The organism is Hyphomicrobiales bacterium, from assembly GCA_039973685.1.
Classification (GTDB): Bacteria; Pseudomonadota; Alphaproteobacteria; order Rhizobiales; family JACESI01; genus JACESI01.
Map to the genome: position 1 here is coordinate 1 of JBDWKL010000011.1, position 16,911 is coordinate 16,911.

12 protein-coding genes are annotated in these 16,911 nt (G+C 48.0%); 3 read left to right on the top strand and 9 right to left on the bottom strand.

Features of this window, described 5'->3' with window-relative positions:
- Positions 1–1,204, top strand: a 1,204-nt coding sequence (locus ABJO30_01830; GenBank protein ID MEP3231549.1) for a sigma-54 dependent transcriptional regulator, incomplete at its 5' end; no start/stop codon positions are given.
- Here the strand turns inward: ABJO30_01830 and ABJO30_01835 are convergent.
- From ABJO30_01835 to ABJO30_01870, 8 genes are read right to left on the bottom strand one after another with little or no spacing between them, the layout of a single operon-like run.
- Complete coding sequence (locus tag ABJO30_01835; GenBank protein ID MEP3231550.1) at positions 1,148–2,854, bottom strand: hypothetical protein; 1,707 nt, start codon at positions 2,852–2,854, stop codon at positions 1,148–1,150. The genes ABJO30_01830 and ABJO30_01835 overlap by 57 nt on opposite strands.
- A 47-nt stretch (positions 2,855–2,901) precedes the next feature.
- Positions 2,902–4,266 carry a hypothetical protein gene (locus ABJO30_01840; protein MEP3231551.1) on the bottom strand — a complete coding sequence of 455 codons (1,365 nt, stop codon included), beginning with the start codon at positions 4,264–4,266 and terminating at the stop codon, positions 2,902–2,904.
- Between the two features lie 26 nt (positions 4,267–4,292).
- A complete protein-coding gene (locus ABJO30_01845; GenBank protein ID MEP3231552.1) occupies positions 4,293–6,740 on the bottom strand; it encodes a hypothetical protein in 2,448 nt (815 codons plus the stop codon).
- Entirely contained in the window at positions 6,737–7,873 is a 1,137-nt protein-coding gene (locus ABJO30_01850) for a glycosyltransferase (protein MEP3231553.1), read from the bottom strand. Before ABJO30_01850 ends, ABJO30_01845 begins: the two co-directional genes overlap by 4 nt.
- Positions 7,873–8,628, bottom strand: coding sequence for an acyltransferase (locus ABJO30_01855; protein MEP3231554.1), 756 nt, complete (start codon positions 8,626–8,628; stop codon positions 7,873–7,875). The genes ABJO30_01850 and ABJO30_01855 overlap by 1 nt, the downstream gene beginning before the upstream one ends.
- The gene (locus tag ABJO30_01860; GenBank protein MEP3231555.1) at positions 8,625–10,214 is read right to left on the bottom strand and encodes an O-antigen ligase family protein; all 1,590 of its coding nucleotides are present in this window, start codon (positions 10,212–10,214) and stop codon (positions 8,625–8,627) included. The genes ABJO30_01855 and ABJO30_01860 overlap by 4 nt, the downstream gene beginning before the upstream one ends.
- Positions 10,211–11,674 carry a lipopolysaccharide biosynthesis protein gene (locus tag ABJO30_01865; GenBank protein ID MEP3231556.1) on the bottom strand — a complete coding sequence of 488 codons (1,464 nt, stop codon included), beginning with the start codon at positions 11,672–11,674 and terminating at the stop codon, positions 10,211–10,213. Before ABJO30_01865 ends, ABJO30_01860 begins: the two co-directional genes overlap by 4 nt.
- On the bottom strand, positions 11,667–12,923 hold the full coding sequence (locus ABJO30_01870; GenBank protein MEP3231557.1) for a glycosyltransferase: 1,257 nt from the start codon (positions 12,921–12,923) through the stop codon (positions 11,667–11,669). The genes ABJO30_01865 and ABJO30_01870 overlap by 8 nt, the downstream gene beginning before the upstream one ends.
- Before the next feature lie 135 nt (positions 12,924–13,058).
- On the opposite strand from ABJO30_01870, the gene ABJO30_01875 reads away from it, so the two are divergent.
- Together ABJO30_01875 and ABJO30_01880 are read left to right on the top strand one after the other, a co-directional pair.
- On the top strand, positions 13,059–14,006 hold the full coding sequence (locus ABJO30_01875) for a glycosyltransferase family 2 protein (GenBank protein ID MEP3231558.1): 948 nt from the start codon (positions 13,059–13,061) through the stop codon (positions 14,004–14,006).
- A 24-nt stretch (positions 14,007–14,030) separates the two neighbouring features.
- Complete coding sequence (locus ABJO30_01880; GenBank protein ID MEP3231559.1) at positions 14,031–15,554, top strand: SpoIIE family protein phosphatase; 1,524 nt, start codon at positions 14,031–14,033, stop codon at positions 15,552–15,554.
- A 35-nt stretch (positions 15,555–15,589) separates the two neighbouring features.
- On the opposite strand, the gene ABJO30_01885 is transcribed toward ABJO30_01880, so the two are convergent.
- Positions 15,590–16,639, bottom strand: coding sequence for a glycosyltransferase family 4 protein (locus ABJO30_01885; protein ID MEP3231560.1), 1,050 nt, complete (start codon positions 16,637–16,639; stop codon positions 15,590–15,592).
- Between the last annotated feature and the right edge of the window lie 272 nt (positions 16,640–16,911).

Consider the following 16,911-nt stretch of genomic DNA (forward strand, 5'->3'; position numbering starts at 1 on the left):
GGGTAAAGAGCTTTGCGCTGAGGCATTGCATAAGCTCTCGCCGCGCAAAAATGGGCCGCATGTCACATTGAACTGTGCAGCTATCCCGCGTGATTTGCTTGAAAGTGAAATTTTTGGTCATGTGAAGGGCGCCTTTACGGGTGCCACTCGTGATCGCAAGGGTGCAGCCATGCGCGCCAATGGCGGTACGTTGTTCCTTGATGAGATTTGCGAGATGGATTTGTCTTTGCAATCGAAGCTTTTGCGCTTCTTGCAAGAGCGGACCATCCAGCGTGTGGGTGATGATGTTATCCATGCCAGCGATGTGCGTATTGTATGCGCGACGAACCGTGATCCGATGGCCGAAGTTCGGGCAGGGCGGTTCCGCGAAGATTTGTTTTACCGCCTCCATGTTGTGCCATTGATATTACCGCCACTGCGTGACCGTGGTGACGATGTAATGCTGATTTCAGAATATTTCTTGCAACAATTTTCTGAAGAAGACGGCAAAGAATTTACTGGCTTTGATGAAGAAGCACGACAAGCGCTTATGGCTTATGGATGGCCTGGCAATGTGAGGCAATTGCAAAATGTAATTCGCAATATTGTTGTTATGAACGCGGGAGGCTTAGTGTCTCGTGTCATGTTGCCTGCAGAATTATCAACGCTTGGCCAATCAGCTGGTCCATCTGCGGCGCATCTAAGCAATCCAATGTTGCAAACTGATGTTTATGCAAGTGCAGAAACTCAGGTATGGCCTTCCCATATTGCGCCAACGGGTTTGCCTTCTGGCGGTTTGCCTCCAGCTGACCTACCAATGCACATGCCGCCGCAACCAATGTCAGCGAACTATGATCACGCGGCACCCGCCCCAACTAACAATCATTTTGGAACGGGAAATCCTGTTGCAGATCAATTGATTGGTAACGCTTACCCAGCGCAAGCTTCAAGTGCTGCACCAGTTGATCATCATGCGCCACAGCCTTCGTTGCCGGTTGAAATGCCTTCGACGTCACCTTCAGTTGTAAAAACACGAGAAGACATAAAGGCGTTGGATAGCGTGATCAGAGAAACCATCGAAGAAGCAATTTCCATCTGTGATGGATCGGTACCAAAAGCTGCAAGGGCGCTTGATGTTAGTCCGTCGACACTTTATCGACGGTTACAATCATGGGCGGCCGCTGACGCCAAACTTCGCGAACGCAACGGTGATCAAGCGGCTTAGCGCAGGGATAACAATCTTCCATATTGTTGCGATGGTTTTCTCAACAATTGGTAGAGTGACGTCCAAGAACTTCTTCGAAAAGATGAACCCATGTGTCAGCAACCATGTTGCTTTTTCTCGCTTGGTTCCCATGCCCCTGCCGATGGTATTGGGGCGCATGGCTGGCCCAGCCGGATCTATGGCGCCGTCTGTTGTTGAAGAACTAACATCATCCAGTTGGATATAAGATACCCTCGACAATAATGGCAGTTCCAAACGATGCGCAAGTTCACGAGCAGAACGCACGGTCGGGTCCAGTATTTCAGTAATTGTTGCAAGGCCAATACCCATCACAATGCCACCGATGATACCACCAAGGATGAAGATGATCCGTCCTGGTGTGTCTGGTGAATGTGGATCTTGAGGTGCATCAATAATTTTCACCCGCTCTGGTGCTTCAAAACGACCAAGTGCGCCGGTAACACGCGCCATTTCATAGCGCTGCATTAGTTTTTCATGGAGTTGTTGCGCAATGCGAATATTGCGTTCCAACGCTTGCATTTTGCGCTCGATAGGACCGAAGCGTGCAATGCCATTGTTGAGCTGTTTGATTTTGATGCTGATTTGCTCGACCTCTTTTTCGAGCGCTGTTTTGTTCGATTGCGCATCTTGAAGGCGAAGCATTTGTGAGACCAAGAATGGGCTTTGACCATTTTCGTCGAAGCCGCCTGATTGGCCCATTGCAATGTTGAATAAGCGATCCAACTCATCGTCAGAAACTTCTGTCGATACGCTCAAAAGTTGAGAACGTTCTGCGCGAAGTCGTGCAAGTTTCGTCTCTGCGTTGCGAACCTTTGAATGGTTATCAGTATAACGCGCTTGTAACGAGACAAGCTCGCTTGAAAGGCTGACGATTTTTTCTTCGAGGTTACCAATCAACGGATTGGTGCCTGATAATCGTTTTCGAAGATCTTGCAGGGAACGTTTAGCCGCTGACAATTCAATGACTTTTGTATCGTAAAGGTCTTGCAGTGTGGTCAAACGTCCAATGTTGGATTGATAAATTTCCGGCAGATTTGCTGCGTTTTCAACCTTAAATGACACAAGCCGCGCCTCAGCTTGTTGGAGCTGTTCAGCGCGTCCAATCATTTGCGCACGAAGGAATTTTTCGCTGCCTTCAACAGAAGAACGTTCCGGCGCTACGATGCGCTCGATGAAGTGTTTTGCGACCGCTGATAGGCGGTTTGCCAAGCCTTCGCTTTTCGGCCCTGTGATGGTCAGCTTGATAACTTCCTTACCAATAAGCCGAGAATTGATGGAGCTTGCAAGCTCACGCACTTTTTTTAATTTTTCACGCGGTGTTGTGTTTTCATCAAATTCACCAAGATCGGTCAAAACGTCACTTAAGACGTGCTCACTTTTCAACAACGCTTTTAGCGGCGCCATTCGTTCTTTCAAATTCGGACTAAGCGCGAAATCTTCAAGGAACGGGTTCAATGCAGCCGGTTCTTGAATCAAGATCGACATGCCAGTGGAATAGCTTTTGCTGACTTTATCAGACGCAAAATAGGCAATCGGTGGCAATAACAGCATAGGGATCACAAGCAAATACCTGCGTCTCCATGCTGCATTGAGCACCAAATATATGATGTCACCTAAGTTGCGGATCAAGAGTTCAATTCCTTACGCTTTTGCGTTTTTCTAGTTTCGTGTTCTGGTTAGCTTTTGACACTCAGCCTGATCGTGTTTGGCTGAAGCTCCGGTTTTATTTGTTGGTCTGCCGCTCTTATGGCGGGTGATTGGTTGGCAAGTGATTTGAGACGAGCTTGCGCTTTCGCGAGCCGCTCAAATGTGTTGCCTTCATTGCCAAGTCCAGCTTCAATTTTGAGCGGCTTACCTTTGTGAGCTGCTAAAAATTGTGAGAACTGATCTCGTTGTGACGCTGACAAATTCGTTGCACCTGAGGCCAAAACCAAGGTGGTCGTTGTTGGCGTTGCAGGTTGTGTGCGTGAAACAAGGGCGCGGGCACGTTCAAGAAGCGCATTATTGGATGCCTTCTCAGTCGTTGCTCTTGTACTGTTTGCTTTGTTTCTCGCATTTAATGCTTTTGAACGCGCCAATACCTCAGACGGGTCTATTTTAGGCGTATCAATTCTTGGCTGTGTCGCTACTGATTGCGGGTTTTGCTTTGCAATGCGCTGGGCTGCTTTAAACACAGTCGAAGCATCTTGCTCATAGGTTGCTTCGCGCGAAGCTTCTTGCAATTGACGCTCATAATCGCGTTCGTTGGAGATGCGCGACCTTGTTTTGTTCAAGTACTGGGAAAAACGAACATCTGCTGATGCATCACCACGCAAAACTGCTTCAGTTTCTGCGCCATTGTTGCCGAAATCATCGTCGAAACCATCAATTGGGAGGCCGGCCAAATCGTCCGGGCCAGTTTCTACCCAACCTTTTGCAATTTCAGCATTAGTCAGCCCACCGTCACCGGCACGCTGATTGTTCGAGGTGACACGCAAATTGTTACGTGTTTTTGTTTTTGTTTTACGTACTGGTTGTTCGCTTGCATTATCGAATTTTTCGCGGATTGCGTCTGCTTGTTTTGCAAAACGCGACGCGCTTGGATCAGTCTGCGCTTTCGACTTTTTGACAGTCGAAACGCTCGCTGTGCTAATTGTATCGACACTGGACGTTTTTGCGAGAACCGTATTTGGCTCAGCCGTTTGCTCTTCTAAAAATGCAGCGATTGCATCCTTGTCTGTCTTCAGATTAAGAGAGGCCGTTTCAACTGGCTGGAAAACTGGAGATGGGTTCTTTTTCTTTCTCTTGAAGATTGAAGCGAATTTGCCACGGGTTTTGGCAACAATGGTCTGGCCGCCATTGTCTTCTTCCTCTTCGCGAGCAGATGTAAGGATATCGTTGACCGATACTTTCTTGTCTTTCGCATCTTCTGCTGTAATTGAGGCACGCAAGCTCGCAGGGACCAAAGATAGGCCCGACGACGAACACGCACTCATCACGCCAAGCATGATGAGTAACGCGACCGTCGTTGCGGTTCTTTTTGTGTTTCTGGTTGTCGCCATTTTCATGACCCTGTTTTTCGTCTTTTTTATTTGTTGCTACTTACATTCAAGTTCAATGCCAGTTTTGCGATTGCAATTCGCAACGATTTTAGCTCTTGGTTGCTAATTCCAGTAATTAATTCCCAATCACCACGATGCTTTTTGCGAATTGAGGTCGCAAGTTTGATCGCTTCTGGGCTTGTTTGCATTGAGAGCCAAAGAAGATGGCGCTGATCTGCCAATCCATTTGCCATATCGAGGAAGAACTCATGGACATCTGGTTGTTTGGCACAAAGGGTTGGCATTGGCGGGAACATAGATACATCGCCTTCACGCCCATCTGTTGGATCAAAAGGATGACCGAGTGGTAACCGTGCATGCCATTGCAAATATCTATCCGCACCCGTTGTCCAAAGCCAAAGACCTGCTGTTAGGCGTGGTTGGCCTGTATTGTATAGCCAAGGCTTAATATTGCGTTTTTTCAACCACTTAATGTCTTTTTTATCGATACCAAAGCCTTGGTTGATAATCGCAACGTCGAAGAAATGGAGATACTCATAATCCTTCGGGTTGTTTAAGTGTCCTGCTAATTTTGCCTCAGGAGCAGCCTTTTTAACGGCGGCGACCCATTGAGGCATGTCGCGTGCTGATTGAGATGCTGCGTTGCCTGGTTCGTCCGCCATGCTCCAAACGGGAGCGGGCAGGCCGTTCTCTTTTAAGGCTTTTAAAGCGCGCGCCATTGCTTGTGCGCCTTTTTCGATACCGAGCTGATGATACAGGCCAAACGATGCATTATAGGCAAGCCAAGGCGAACTCGTTGCATTTTGCAAAGCTTGTTGCGTATCGCGAATAAAAGCGGGCTTACCATTGATGTGAGGGATGTGCAGAGAGGGAGAATTTCCTCGAATGCCAAACTTTGAGAGGAAGGCAAGGTCGCAAGCATTTTGTTCTGCGTTATCTTTTGCCAAATCGCGATGCCAGCTTAAATGTGGCGCATGCAACATATAAAAACCTGCATCAGAGGCTACTTTTGGTAGCGTAATTGGCGGAACGATCAAAGAAAGCGGTAGCTCTTGAACACGCGTGCCAGATTTTACGGTCAAAACGCCTTTATGTGTTCCTACTGGAAGCATGTCGGTTGGTTGCAACCAAAATGAATAACGACGCGGTGTATTGGCGTAAAGCGGGAAGGTTTCAACATCCGATCTGAGTTGGGTCGAACGCGGGGTGAAAAGATTGCCACCTGTTCTAATCCGTTCCAATCGGCGTTGACCGGCCCAAACCATTGGATCGATCATCCCTTCAAGACTGTTATTTTCCCAAGAAATTTTGAATGTTGGTGCTGAAGCTTCTTGCGCGCTACTAACTGACAAGGAAAGGCTTGTGCCTGTTTCGTTTGTCATTGCGAGTTCGAGCGGCTTGAAACGAACAATTTTGTTCAAGTTGATGTCGCGGTCCGCAGTTTGTAGCTCACCAATTGTCGGATCAACTTTCCACTTGTTGTTGAACCAAGTTTTACGGCGTTGCTCGATAGCGGCTAGTGCTTTTGAATCTGGTTTTTCAATCAATGCAGCAGAAATATAAAGGGCGTTTCTTCCTGCTCCTGCAAATTCGATATCAATTTTATTGTCTTTGCCAACATCAACGTCGAAGCTTAAGCGTCCTCCGCGGTGTTTGCCGTACATGTTCCAAATATCGTTGTCTTTTCCCACTTCACGATCGCGTCCAGACATATAAATTGTTTGGTTCCATTCGCGCGGCGTGTATGTCTCGTGACGAACGATCTTGCCATTCACTTTAATGCGTCGATTGGTGAAGCCGCGAAGCTCTTGCCATGCACTGGTCTCTTCTGTCCAAATTGTTAGGCGTTGTTTGCCACTTGGTGCGGGAAGCGTGATCCGCTCTACACCGTTGACCCCACTTGAAAGCAGAGGATCGGAGCCAGGCCGGAGTATTTCGAGCAGGTTTTTGCCGCCGAGCATGGAGCTTGAGGCTGAAACTCTTTTAAAGCCTTCAAAAACCGGACTATCGCTTTTGCCAAAACTGAAACCGACTGCATTGTCAGGCAATGTGATTGCTTCTTCGATGGCGTAATGTTCAATAACAGTACGGTCCGTGTCTGTTGGCTCAAAAAGAATGATGTTATGGATGCTATTCACATCTATCGGTCGTTTACCCGTGGTCTTCAGACCCGTGAGTGGAAGTCGTATTGAAAATGGGCCAGGCGGAAGTGTGCGGCCCATATTGTAGCGGCTTGAATAATTGCGAGACTTTGCATCATCAATGCGTAAAGCGATTGTGACGTTTTCATCACCTAATACGTTACCACGGATCACGATCACGCCTTCACGTGAGGCTTCCGTTTTCAGAACGGAACCCGCACGAATTGGTAGACTGCCGCTTCTGAATTTATGGAATACTTCGCCAGCAAACACTGTCGTTGCAGACAGTGTCACAAGAGCGGCAGCTATGATTGATGATGCTTGTTTTCTCATAGTGTAGCAATAACGCTCTCAATTTTTGCAGCTTGTGCATCCCAGCTTTCACCAGCGACAAATTCGCGGCGAAGATGATTATGCTTCTTGTCGTGAAGAGCCATTTCGATCGCTTTTGGAAAGTCGACATCATCTTCTGCAACGCGAACCAATTGCTCATAACGCTTCAACGCTTTGAAACGAGTGGAGGCAATTGGCGTACCTGCTGCGAAATATTCGCGTAGTTTTAGCGGGTTGCTGGCATCCATGTCTGGCCCTTGGCGGAAGGGTAGCAAAGAGACATCCCAATTTTGGACATAGCCTGCAAGAACGCTGTGATCGCGTTCGCCTAAGAAGATAACATTTGAGCAAGCCTGAAGGCGTGAGCAATCTGTTTGAACGGGGCCGATCATCACGAAATACCAATGCGGCATTTTCTCCGCAGCATCTGCTATTGCATCAACGTGGATACGGTCGCCAATAGTGCCAAAGAAGCCTGCAACAGGTCTATCATCTGGCATGTCATGTGGGCGAGGGGCTGGTGTGCCGAAGATGTCATGGTCAACACCATGTTCGATCAAAATCGTCTTCTCGCGAGGGAATTTCTCAAGGAGGTGATCTGACGATGCGATCACGAGGTCAGCGCGTTCTACAAGACGTTTTTCAGCTTCTAAAACAGGCTTGTGATCAACACCTTGCCAAGCACCAAAATCATCGCCGCAATAATAAATGACACTGCGTTCATCGAGCGTATTACATGCGACTTCTGCTGTTGGAAGTGAGCACCAAAGCAACGGCTTTTTGATATTTTCAACATTCATCTCACGACGAATTTGGCGGCCCAAGGCAATGCGGTTAAAGGCTGATGCTGCGGGATTGCCCGGCCATGGGATCGCAACGGGAGAAAGCACGCGCATATTGTCAGGCACAACATTGCGGTTTTCAAGAACAGGTTCTTGAACGCGCTTACTAAACATCGAGTTCGCTTTTTCAAACAAACGGTGCATGTCTTCACGGTTTAAACGTGGACGACGCATGCCAATTGAGTTGACCCAAAGCACACTACGATCGCCAGAGAGGCGACGGACAAGGTGCTGAGTTGAACTTGGGTGACGTCCCCAATCTTCACCGAATACGACCATATCATGGATCATTATTTTTCTTCCTTTTGGTCTGCCAATTCGGCTTTTGTTTCGTTTGGAAATAGCGGGCGAATAACGCGGGCAGGGACACCACCAGCCAATACGTTCGCAGGCAGGTCTTTGGTGACGACTGAGTTTGTTGCAACCACAGTACCGCGACCGATCGTGACGCCTGCTGTTACGGCAACACCCATGCCAAGCCATGCGCCTTCTTCGATGATGATGTCGCCGACTTGATCGTCGGTATCTGCATCACCACGCGCTCTTGCGACAGGATCAAGTGGATGACCTGGGAAGCCAGATAAAAGATTGCGCCCGCCCATGCGCACATCGTCTTCAAGGACAATTTTGCTGCCCACAGCAATATGCGTTTGCCAGCCAATGCCGACATTGTTGCCAATGATAAGTTCTGGTTGCTTGTCGCCATTGACGCGCGCCAATAGTGAGCATTGTGTTGAAAGGCGGCAACGCTCACCCATGCTGAGTTTAAGCGGGCCAGCCATGTAAGGCATGCCTTTGCCAAACAGGTGCAGCTCTTTCGCGGGCTTTGTCATTTGAGACAAAAATAGCGGCTTGAACCATAGGGCCATGACGACGGTATTGATGCCGTCGCGGACGCCGCAATGTAGCATATAGAGAGGTTTGTGAATTGCTGGGATACTTGGCATGGATGCACGACGCACAGCCCAACCAGTTTTATAAATCAATTTGGCAAGCGGCGTGTCGCCAGCTTTCACCCATTGTCTGAATGAGAGAGCTAAACTCATTTCTGTCTCCTAGCTTTCGAGCCAATATCGAGGTCTGGATCCCAACGAACCCGTTCCAAGTGTTGGTTTGATTTTTCCCACAAATTCTTCGCGCGTGAGCTGATGCTAACTTCTGCTGGCGGTGGTCTGTCGTAGTAGCCGTCGTCTGCTTTTTCTTGTGTTTCAATAATGAAGGTGCGGCTGTATTTCGACAGGGCAACGCAAAGGGCTAACAAGAGGTAGAGGGACCATGTATGTGCCTGCGTCAAAAACGTGCCGGATACGCAGAAACCTGCGAGACCTGCAAGGACGGCCAATGTGGCTGTACGGATACTCTCGTCAGCACGACGATAGGTGTAAAGCTTGTACATTTTGAGCAAGCGCCACGTCATGAGGAAGATCATGCAAAGGAGGAAGAAGAACGCGATAAATCCGTTTTCTGAAAGAGCACCAAACCAAGTTGAGTGCACCACGTGTGGCTTGCCGTCGCCGTTAACGCGAAGATAAACGAAATAGTTGGAATAAAAGTTCTGCCAACCAACACCAAAGATTGGGTTGTTGACGGCCATATTCCAAGCTGTGTCCCATGTATCAAGACGGGCTTGTGCAGAGGCATCAACGCCTTCTTCCGCAGCACCACCAGATTTCCGGTTGTTAATGCCCATCATTGCGAAAAGACCGATGGCTGCGATGCCGCCAATGCCGCCTAGAATAACTTTGGATTTGATGTAACGTTCGCCGATAACGCCCAAAACGGCCAAAAGCCCAAGTAAGCCACCGCGGCTTTGTGTTGCAACAATCGCCCAGATCATTGTCAAAGAAGCGAACCCACCAAAGAATTTTAGCAAATAAGATTTTGGCACCATGATGAGCGAAAGGGCGAAGGACAGCGGGAATAAGAGACGCAGAGACAAGTCATTTGGGTCACCCAGTGGCGAGCGCAAGTGACGTGCAATGGTAACCCGTGAGCCTTCTACAAGGCCGATACCCATGAGTTTGTTATAGACGGCAACAACGCCAACAATAACACCAGCAACAACGAAGAACTTGATCGCAGCCATGAATTGCTTTGGTTCACGGATGCTCCATGCAATTGCGAAAGTCATGATGATGATTTTCACATAGGTATCGAGGAAGAATTGCTTAGATGCACCAAAGTTTGTGGCAAAGAACATGCCGAGCAATGACCAGCCTGCAAAGAGTGCGAATGGTGTTAGCTCATGTTCCCAATAAACTCTGATTTTGCGGCTGAGGAATAGATTGTAACAAAGCACGCCAAGCACTGCGAGAGAGAGTAAAAGAGGAACGCGCAACGGTCTGATGGGTGGGTAGACTTCGTGAAAACGGAAGAATGCAAAGCCCACAAACAACAGACACGTAAAGAAAGCAAACCGGAAAATGAGGATGCCAGCGAAAGGCAAGAATGCAATGACGACCGTTAGAAATGGCTTTACGAATGCTGGCACGCCCAGTGGAATAAACCAAACAACAGCTGCCAATAAACTGCAGGCAACTGCCAGCAACATATGACGATGTTTCCGCGTGTTTAAATCACGCGGTTCAGCAAGTTTGCTACCAAATGGGATCTGGTCGTATAGCGTGCTCATTCTGCAGCTTCTCCAGACGGTTTTTCAGCGGCATCAAATTGTTTTGGTGCATATCCTGGACGCGGTAAGTTTACGCGGATAAGGCCGAGCATTACTGCTGTGATGGCTAATAAAACGACGCCAGTGATTGCCCAACCAATAACAGCAATGCTTGAAAGGACACTTGGCGAGAACCAAATAAATGTCGTTGTCATGATTGCCAATATCCCGGTACGAAGGAACGGATATGGGATTGGTGCTGAGTGATGACCGATGGTGACGAACAAAACCAAACGCAGTGCTTGTGCTGCAATTGTCGCTGCGATCGCGCCGACGATGCCATAGTCTGGAACGAACAACCAGTAGCCAGTTAGAGCAACAGCTGCACATGTGCCGTTGATCAAGAGCACCAAGAAAGCGTGCTTCTTGCGGTAAACGCCAACATTCAAAAGCGTGTTGCTTTCATGCAGAACGGCGATGCCGATGAGCCAAGGCAGATAAAGCGTTGCGTGCATGTATTCCGCTGGCATTGTCCAGTGAATGAAAAGAGGGCCGATTAAGCTGATGATCGTTGCGCTGACTAAAAGGACCGTGAAGCCCATGCCGATAGTTTCAGCAGAGCGTTGTAGGCCGTTTGGTTCTTCTAAAACGCGGAAGCGCTGCGGGTTCCACCACAATAAAAATGGTTGCATCAAAAGAGGCGCTGCCAATGCAAGCTTGGTAGCCACTGCATAATGGGCAAGGTCATGGGCTGGAACGTGGCCAACAAGGAACCAACGATCAAGGGCGCCAAGCACGAACATTGCTAAAGCGCCACCAAGCAAAGGCAAACCATAAACACACGTCCGCTTGAAAGCTGCCACTTTGAATGTAACGCCGGTTTCTTTGATCATAATGGTCAAAACCACGATCGAAATGAGAATATCTACGGCGGCATTTGTGTAAAGGATTGCTTCGATCCCATATCCTGCCCATGCAGCACCGATGGTTGTGACTGCTTGAAGAACGCCGCGCGTTCCTGTGTAGAGCAAAAACATCAAGGGTTGGTCTTTGAGGCGCACCCACGCAAGCGGCAAAGCGATCAAGCCAGAAAGGGTCGCTGCAAAGAAGCCTGCACGAATGGCACCTTCTTCGAACACGATTGGCAATGAGTTCAAGAATGCAGGCACCAAAAACTGAACCGCGATACCCAGCGCTAATGCAAGTAGGAGAGCTGTACCGATAATTTCTGAAGCGACAGTATTTCTTTGACCCGTGTCTTTCTCAAGCGAGGTGAAACGGATCAATGTGTCGGCGAGGCCCATCGCAAATACGAGACCTAAAAACTCAATAAAGCTTGCAGCCACGTCGAGGCGACTAAACTCGGAAGGTGCGATAAAATTCGCAAGCAAAGGTATAGAGATGATGCTGAAGCCTTTTGTCACGACAATGCTCGCAACGTATGGCCAACCAGCTGGCAGTTTATTGAGTAGTCTAAGCATTCTTGTATGCCCTTCTGGGTACATCGTCTTTCTGGACGACGTGATCTTCGTCATTCTTGACGTAATCTTCCTCAGCATGAACCGTGCCAAGTGTCTCAATCAGGCCAGAAAGAGTTCTGGCTTGGCTTTCAATAGTGAAATGTTGTTGGATGCGATTGCGTGCCCGCTTTCCAAGTTCAATACGTTCTATTTCATTAAGGACAGATAATTGCTTCATCGCTTCGGAGAGCTGACGAATATTCCCAGGTTCAACAAGAAGCCCAGTGCCTTCGGAGATTGTGTCTTTTATGCCCATGAAACGAGTTGAGAGCACTGGAAGGCCCATTGCCATTGCTTCTTTCACAACCAGGGGACCCGTATCTTTCTGGCCATCTGCTGCTTGCTTGAATGGAAGGACAGCGCCTTGATAGAACGGGGCTTCTCGTGCAATCCAATCAGGTGATTTTGCGCCCAAAAAGCGAATTTTCGTGTCAAGAAGACCATAATCTTTCGCACGTTTTTTCAGCGGGTGGGCTAGCGGTCCATCACCAACAATATCGATGTCTGCACAGTGATCGCCAAGTCGGTAAGCCGCTTCAATAAGATCTTCGACGCCTTTTGAAGCTGATAGTCGGCCCAAATATAACAACCGGCCGTTGGTTTTCAGCGTTTCTGCTGGACGGAATTGTTCTGTGCTGGTGCCACAAGGAACCATTGCCAACTGCGATGCTGGGCCAATCATGGCAAATTCTTCGACCATGTCGTTGCACACGCCGATTGAAAGATCAGCTTTTTGAAGTTTAAGTTCTAAATCTTCACGGTCGCGATTAACGTCAGTTCCGTGACTTGTGAATGAGACAGTGGCACCCATCCATCTAGCCGCGACAATGGCGTGGCTAGCAGCACCACCTGCAAAATGAGCATGGAGGTGATCGCAGCCATGCTGACGGGCAATTGCTACAATCTTCAGTGCGTTGCCCAACAAAGAATAACGGGGCAAAGACTGTTGGTTCAAAAGGTATGACATGGACCGCACAGCCCCAATGCCAGGACGTTTGAACTCATCAACGGCGCGTTGACTTGGAACGTTTTCCAAAAATGTTGAGTGGACAGCCGTCAAAAGGTCTTGCGGATTGGCAGGCCCAATTGTTCGTTTCAACACGATCGGAACGATTTTGTGCCCACGCTCTTGCATAGCTCTCAATTCATTGCCGACGAACGTCTGCGATAAAACTGGGAATTGGCCCAAAATATAACCGATTGTCTTCATTTGATGTTAGTCCATTTCCGTCATGGTGAACCCAATCAACAGGCTCATGCTCACGTGGGTAGAGCAAAGTTGATGCCAACAATTTCAAAACAGCTCAAAAAAATGCTGTTTGTCCGGTAGGTTTAGGGGACAGAGATGACAAAACCGATTTGTAGTGTGGTAATTCCAACGCGCGATTGCGTGGACTATTTGAAACAGTCCATTCCAACGATTTATCTGCAGAAACTTGATAATGTAGAAATTATTATCGTTGATGACGGATCGACAGATGGATCGCATGAGTATTTAGCTGAATGCCAGAAGAACGATGAAAACTTCGTTGTATTACAAACAGATGGCATTGGTCCCGGTCGTGCGCGCAACCACGCAATTGAGCAGGCAAACTCTGATTTAATTGCATTTTTGGATGCAGATGATCTGTGGACTGAAGGAAAACTTGCGCGTCAATTGGCCTTCCATGATGCCCATCCAAATGCGAGTTTATCGTTTACTGACTACGCGCATTTTCGTCCTGGTGAACCTTTATCTGGATCATCGTTCGATTATTGGGGCCGTAATTTTTTAAAGCCTGACCAAACGGGCTATGAAGCAATTGATCATCCTGAAGCTGTTTTGTTGCAACATAATATTGTTGGGACTGCAACTGTGGTTGCAAAACGCGAATCTTTGCAAAATGCAAACGGTTTTGCGACGGATTTGCAATCTGCAACCGATTGGGACATGTGGATGAAGCTTGCAGGCATGGGTGAGGTTGGCGTTTCGCCTGAAATCGGTATGCATTATCTCATGCGCCCTGGCTCAATTACGCAAAATCGTCAAAATCGAATAGATGCAATCGACTTCATTATAGACCGTTATAGAGCGCGTACAGAGCCTGAAATGATCAAAGCTGTTCGTCTTGCAGAAGCAAATTTAGCCGTCGCACGAGCGGAATATGATTATGAGCGCGGACGCGGTTGGGACAGTCTTCGACATTATTTTGAAGCGATTTCTAAGAACCCAAGCAAGCGTTCTATTTGGGCCGCTGGTTACTCAGTTGCGTGTGGTGTTCAAAACACCCTTGGTATCAAAAAGGCTGCTTAAGGCAAAACGTGTCGAGACCAAACAATGCAATTATTTAATGAAAAATGTCCTGCAACACTAAAGGACATTTCATTGGTGAGACGCTCTATGCGTCGCGCGCTTAGTGAAATTAGAATGTCTGATGAGTTGGTTGGTGACCTCCAGCTGATTGTCTCTGAGATTGCTGTAAACACAATTGAGCATGCAACCACACCACCGACGGAACTTGAATTTCGAGTGCGCATTCGTGGCGCAGAGATCGGCATCGAGATAATCGATAATGGGTCGTCTTTTGAGAATTTTGACGATAAATTTGGTGTTTTTGCACCTGAATTACAGGAAGTTAAAGGGCTGAATACCGCACTGGTTGCTTCTGGCCGCGGGATTGAGCTAGTTCGCGATTTTGCCGATGATATTGTTTATCAACCCGGTCCGCCGAACCATTTTATCGCATGGCGTCGCCTGTCGAAACGACAACCAACAGTCTTGATTGTTGAAGATGAGCAGGTTCTCGCAGAGATGTATGCGCTTGGTCTTTATCCGACTTATCGCACGATTATCGTCGACACCATTGAAGAAGCCTTGGCGACCCTTGAACATACGACGATCGATATTGTTGTTGCAGATTATCATCTGACCGATGGCACAGGGCGCATTTTAGCAGAGACAATGGAGACAGATCCCCATCGTCTGCCTGTGCCTGTGATTATGATTACAGGCGACAACAATGTTACGCTTAAGCAAGAGATGCTTGAGATCGGTGTTGAGGCAGCTTTGCAAAAACCTGTTTCAAAACAAGATCTTGAAGGGCATATTCGTTTAGCGTTGCGGCGAGCAGAACGCCGTCGTACTTCGCATTTTCGCCATTTCGGTGCAGCGGCTGCAAAACTTTTGACGTTGAAAATTCCTGAAAAAGTTGGCGGATTTGCACTTGGCCACCATACCAATGTTGCTGACCTTGGCAGTGGTGATGCGATGCTGCACCTAACCAGCAGTGACCGTGACCGTGTGGTTTTGATGGATGTTATGGGGCATGGTTTGGGTGCTCATTCGGCGGCCATCGCTTTAGCGGCGATTGCCCGCGCTATTCATTCGCAACGCCGCGATGTTGCACCAAACTTGTTCTTGCGTGAACTCTCAAACGCTTTGTTTGCCGATTTGACTTTGGGGCAGCTGATTTCAACGATGCTGGTGCTTGATCTAAAGGAAAATGGTGAGGTGGAAGTTTCTTCCGCCGGTCATCCAAACCCTGTTGTGGTTCGAAAAGATGGTATCGAGCAGATTGATGTGACAGGGCCACTGCTAGGGTTCGCCCCCAATGTGGATTATGATTGTCGGAAGTTTTCCCTAAAAGAAGGGGAGCGATTGGTGTCATTTACAGATGGGCTTGATCCAATGAGCTTGTCAGCAGGTGAAGAACTGCCAGAGTGGATGTCGAATGCATTGATGGAAAGCCTACCAAGCCCCTTTGAAAGAGGCATGGAAGAATTACTCACTAAAGTAAGGGCTGCAGTCGGGCCTGAACCCGACGATGATTGGACGATCTTAGCGCTTGAGAAAAGCGCTTAGGTCAATTGTCGATCTTCGCGAAAAACTGAACTTTTCTAAGCGGCTATTTTTTCTTTAAAGCCTGATCGCTGATAAATATCGATCATGGTTTTAAGGCGTGCTTGAACAGAGAAATTCTCAGCAATATGAGCACGACAATTGTCAAACATGACTTGGCGTTTTTCTGCCGTCATTTCTGCCCATTCCATCATGTAGTCTGCTGCTTCATCAAGCTGATTAGGCTCAAACAACCACCCATTTACACCGTGCGTTATAACATCTGGCAATGCGCCAAGTTTTGGCGCGACCACTGGAATGCCGTGCGACATGGCTTCAAGTACTGCAAGCGGCAGTCCCTCGGCTCGCGATGGCAAAACTAAGAGGTCAAGTGTTGGCCATATATTGGTCATGTCTATTTTAAGACCATGTAGATTGATATCGGCTTCGGATCGTTGTTTGATTTCTTCAAACATTGGTCCATCACCATAGGCGTGCCACTCAACATTTTGGAAAGCAGGCGCAACACGTAGCATTTCCGATAGTGCGCAAAAATTATCAGGCGCCTTTTCATGGCTGAACCGACCGACAAAGCCTGCCCGAAGTCGATTGCGGGTGGGGTCGGTTGCTTTTTCTGGCATATCAATGAAGTTATGAACCAGCTCTGTTGATTTTGGCAAACGGTCGCGGATTGGTTCGCTGACAGCAATTGCTGGAGCGAGGAACGAACTCATTTCATCCAGCGTTTGATACACTGAAACTGGGAATTGGCCGCGCTCACCAGAATGAAAAGTTGAAACAACCGGCGTCTTTGTCAACCGACAAGTCGCGCGCCCCAAAATACCTGCTTTGTAGCCATGGGTATGAACAAGCGAAGGGTTGGACATTTTGAGGTTCTTTACAAGATCACCAATCGTGCCTTTTAAAACTCTGAATGGAATCTGTGCAGCTTTCAGCTGATCAAACCAAGGGTTGTGTCCATAACTTGCAAACAGGATCACTTCACAATCGATATCGAGACGACGAAGACCGCGCGCCAACATTTCAATGTGTCGCTCAATGCCACCAATCGCACTGGAATCGATGAGTTGCCAAATCGGGCCAGCCATAACCACCTCATAATACTGAATGCATTTCCCTCGTATCCCAGAGATCACCACCGAAGGGCTAACAAATCCTAACGATGGCCGCAGGGCCGCATAAGAAACAGCAAATTGAGCGTTCTATCGATTTATATGGTGAATGAATGGTTTCAATGTTCAGGATTAGAAGATTGGAGAGAGGAGTAAATACCCACTTAACCTATTGTTTACCATAGAAAAAATTTCTCTTGTAAATGTCGGGTGCCCATGAAGTATTAACCTACGTAGATTATTCTGCT

Bases quoted from the DNA above. Each gene is read 5' to 3' on its own strand.
- ABJO30_01855 (MEP3231554.1), bottom strand. From the start codon at position 8,628: ATGAGTTTAGCTCTCTCATTCAGACAATGGGTGAAAGCTGGCGACACG.
- ABJO30_01880 (MEP3231559.1), top strand. From the start codon at position 14,031: ATGCAATTATTTAATGAAAAATGTCCTGCAACACTAAAGGACATTTCA.
- ABJO30_01860 (MEP3231555.1), bottom strand. From the start codon at position 10,214: ATGAGCACGCTATACGACCAGATCCCATTTGGTAGCAAACTTGCTGAA.
- ABJO30_01850 (MEP3231553.1), bottom strand. From the start codon at position 7,873: ATGATCCATGATATGGTCGTATTCGGTGAAGATTGGGGACGTCACCCA.
- ABJO30_01845 (MEP3231552.1), bottom strand. From the start codon at position 6,740: ATGAGAAAACAAGCATCATCAATCATAGCTGCCGCTCTTGTGACACTG.
- ABJO30_01865 (MEP3231556.1), bottom strand. From the start codon at position 11,674: ATGCTTAGACTACTCAATAAACTGCCAGCTGGTTGGCCATACGTTGCG.
- ABJO30_01870 (MEP3231557.1), bottom strand. From the start codon at position 12,923: ATGAAGACAATCGGTTATATTTTGGGCCAATTCCCAGTTTTATCGCAG.
- ABJO30_01875 (MEP3231558.1), top strand. From the start codon at position 13,059: ATGACAAAACCGATTTGTAGTGTGGTAATTCCAACGCGCGATTGCGTG.
- ABJO30_01885 (MEP3231560.1), bottom strand. From the start codon at position 16,639: ATGGCTGGCCCGATTTGGCAACTCATCGATTCCAGTGCGATTGGTGGC.
- ABJO30_01840 (MEP3231551.1), bottom strand. From the start codon at position 4,266: ATGGCGACAACCAGAAACACAAAAAGAACCGCAACGACGGTCGCGTTA.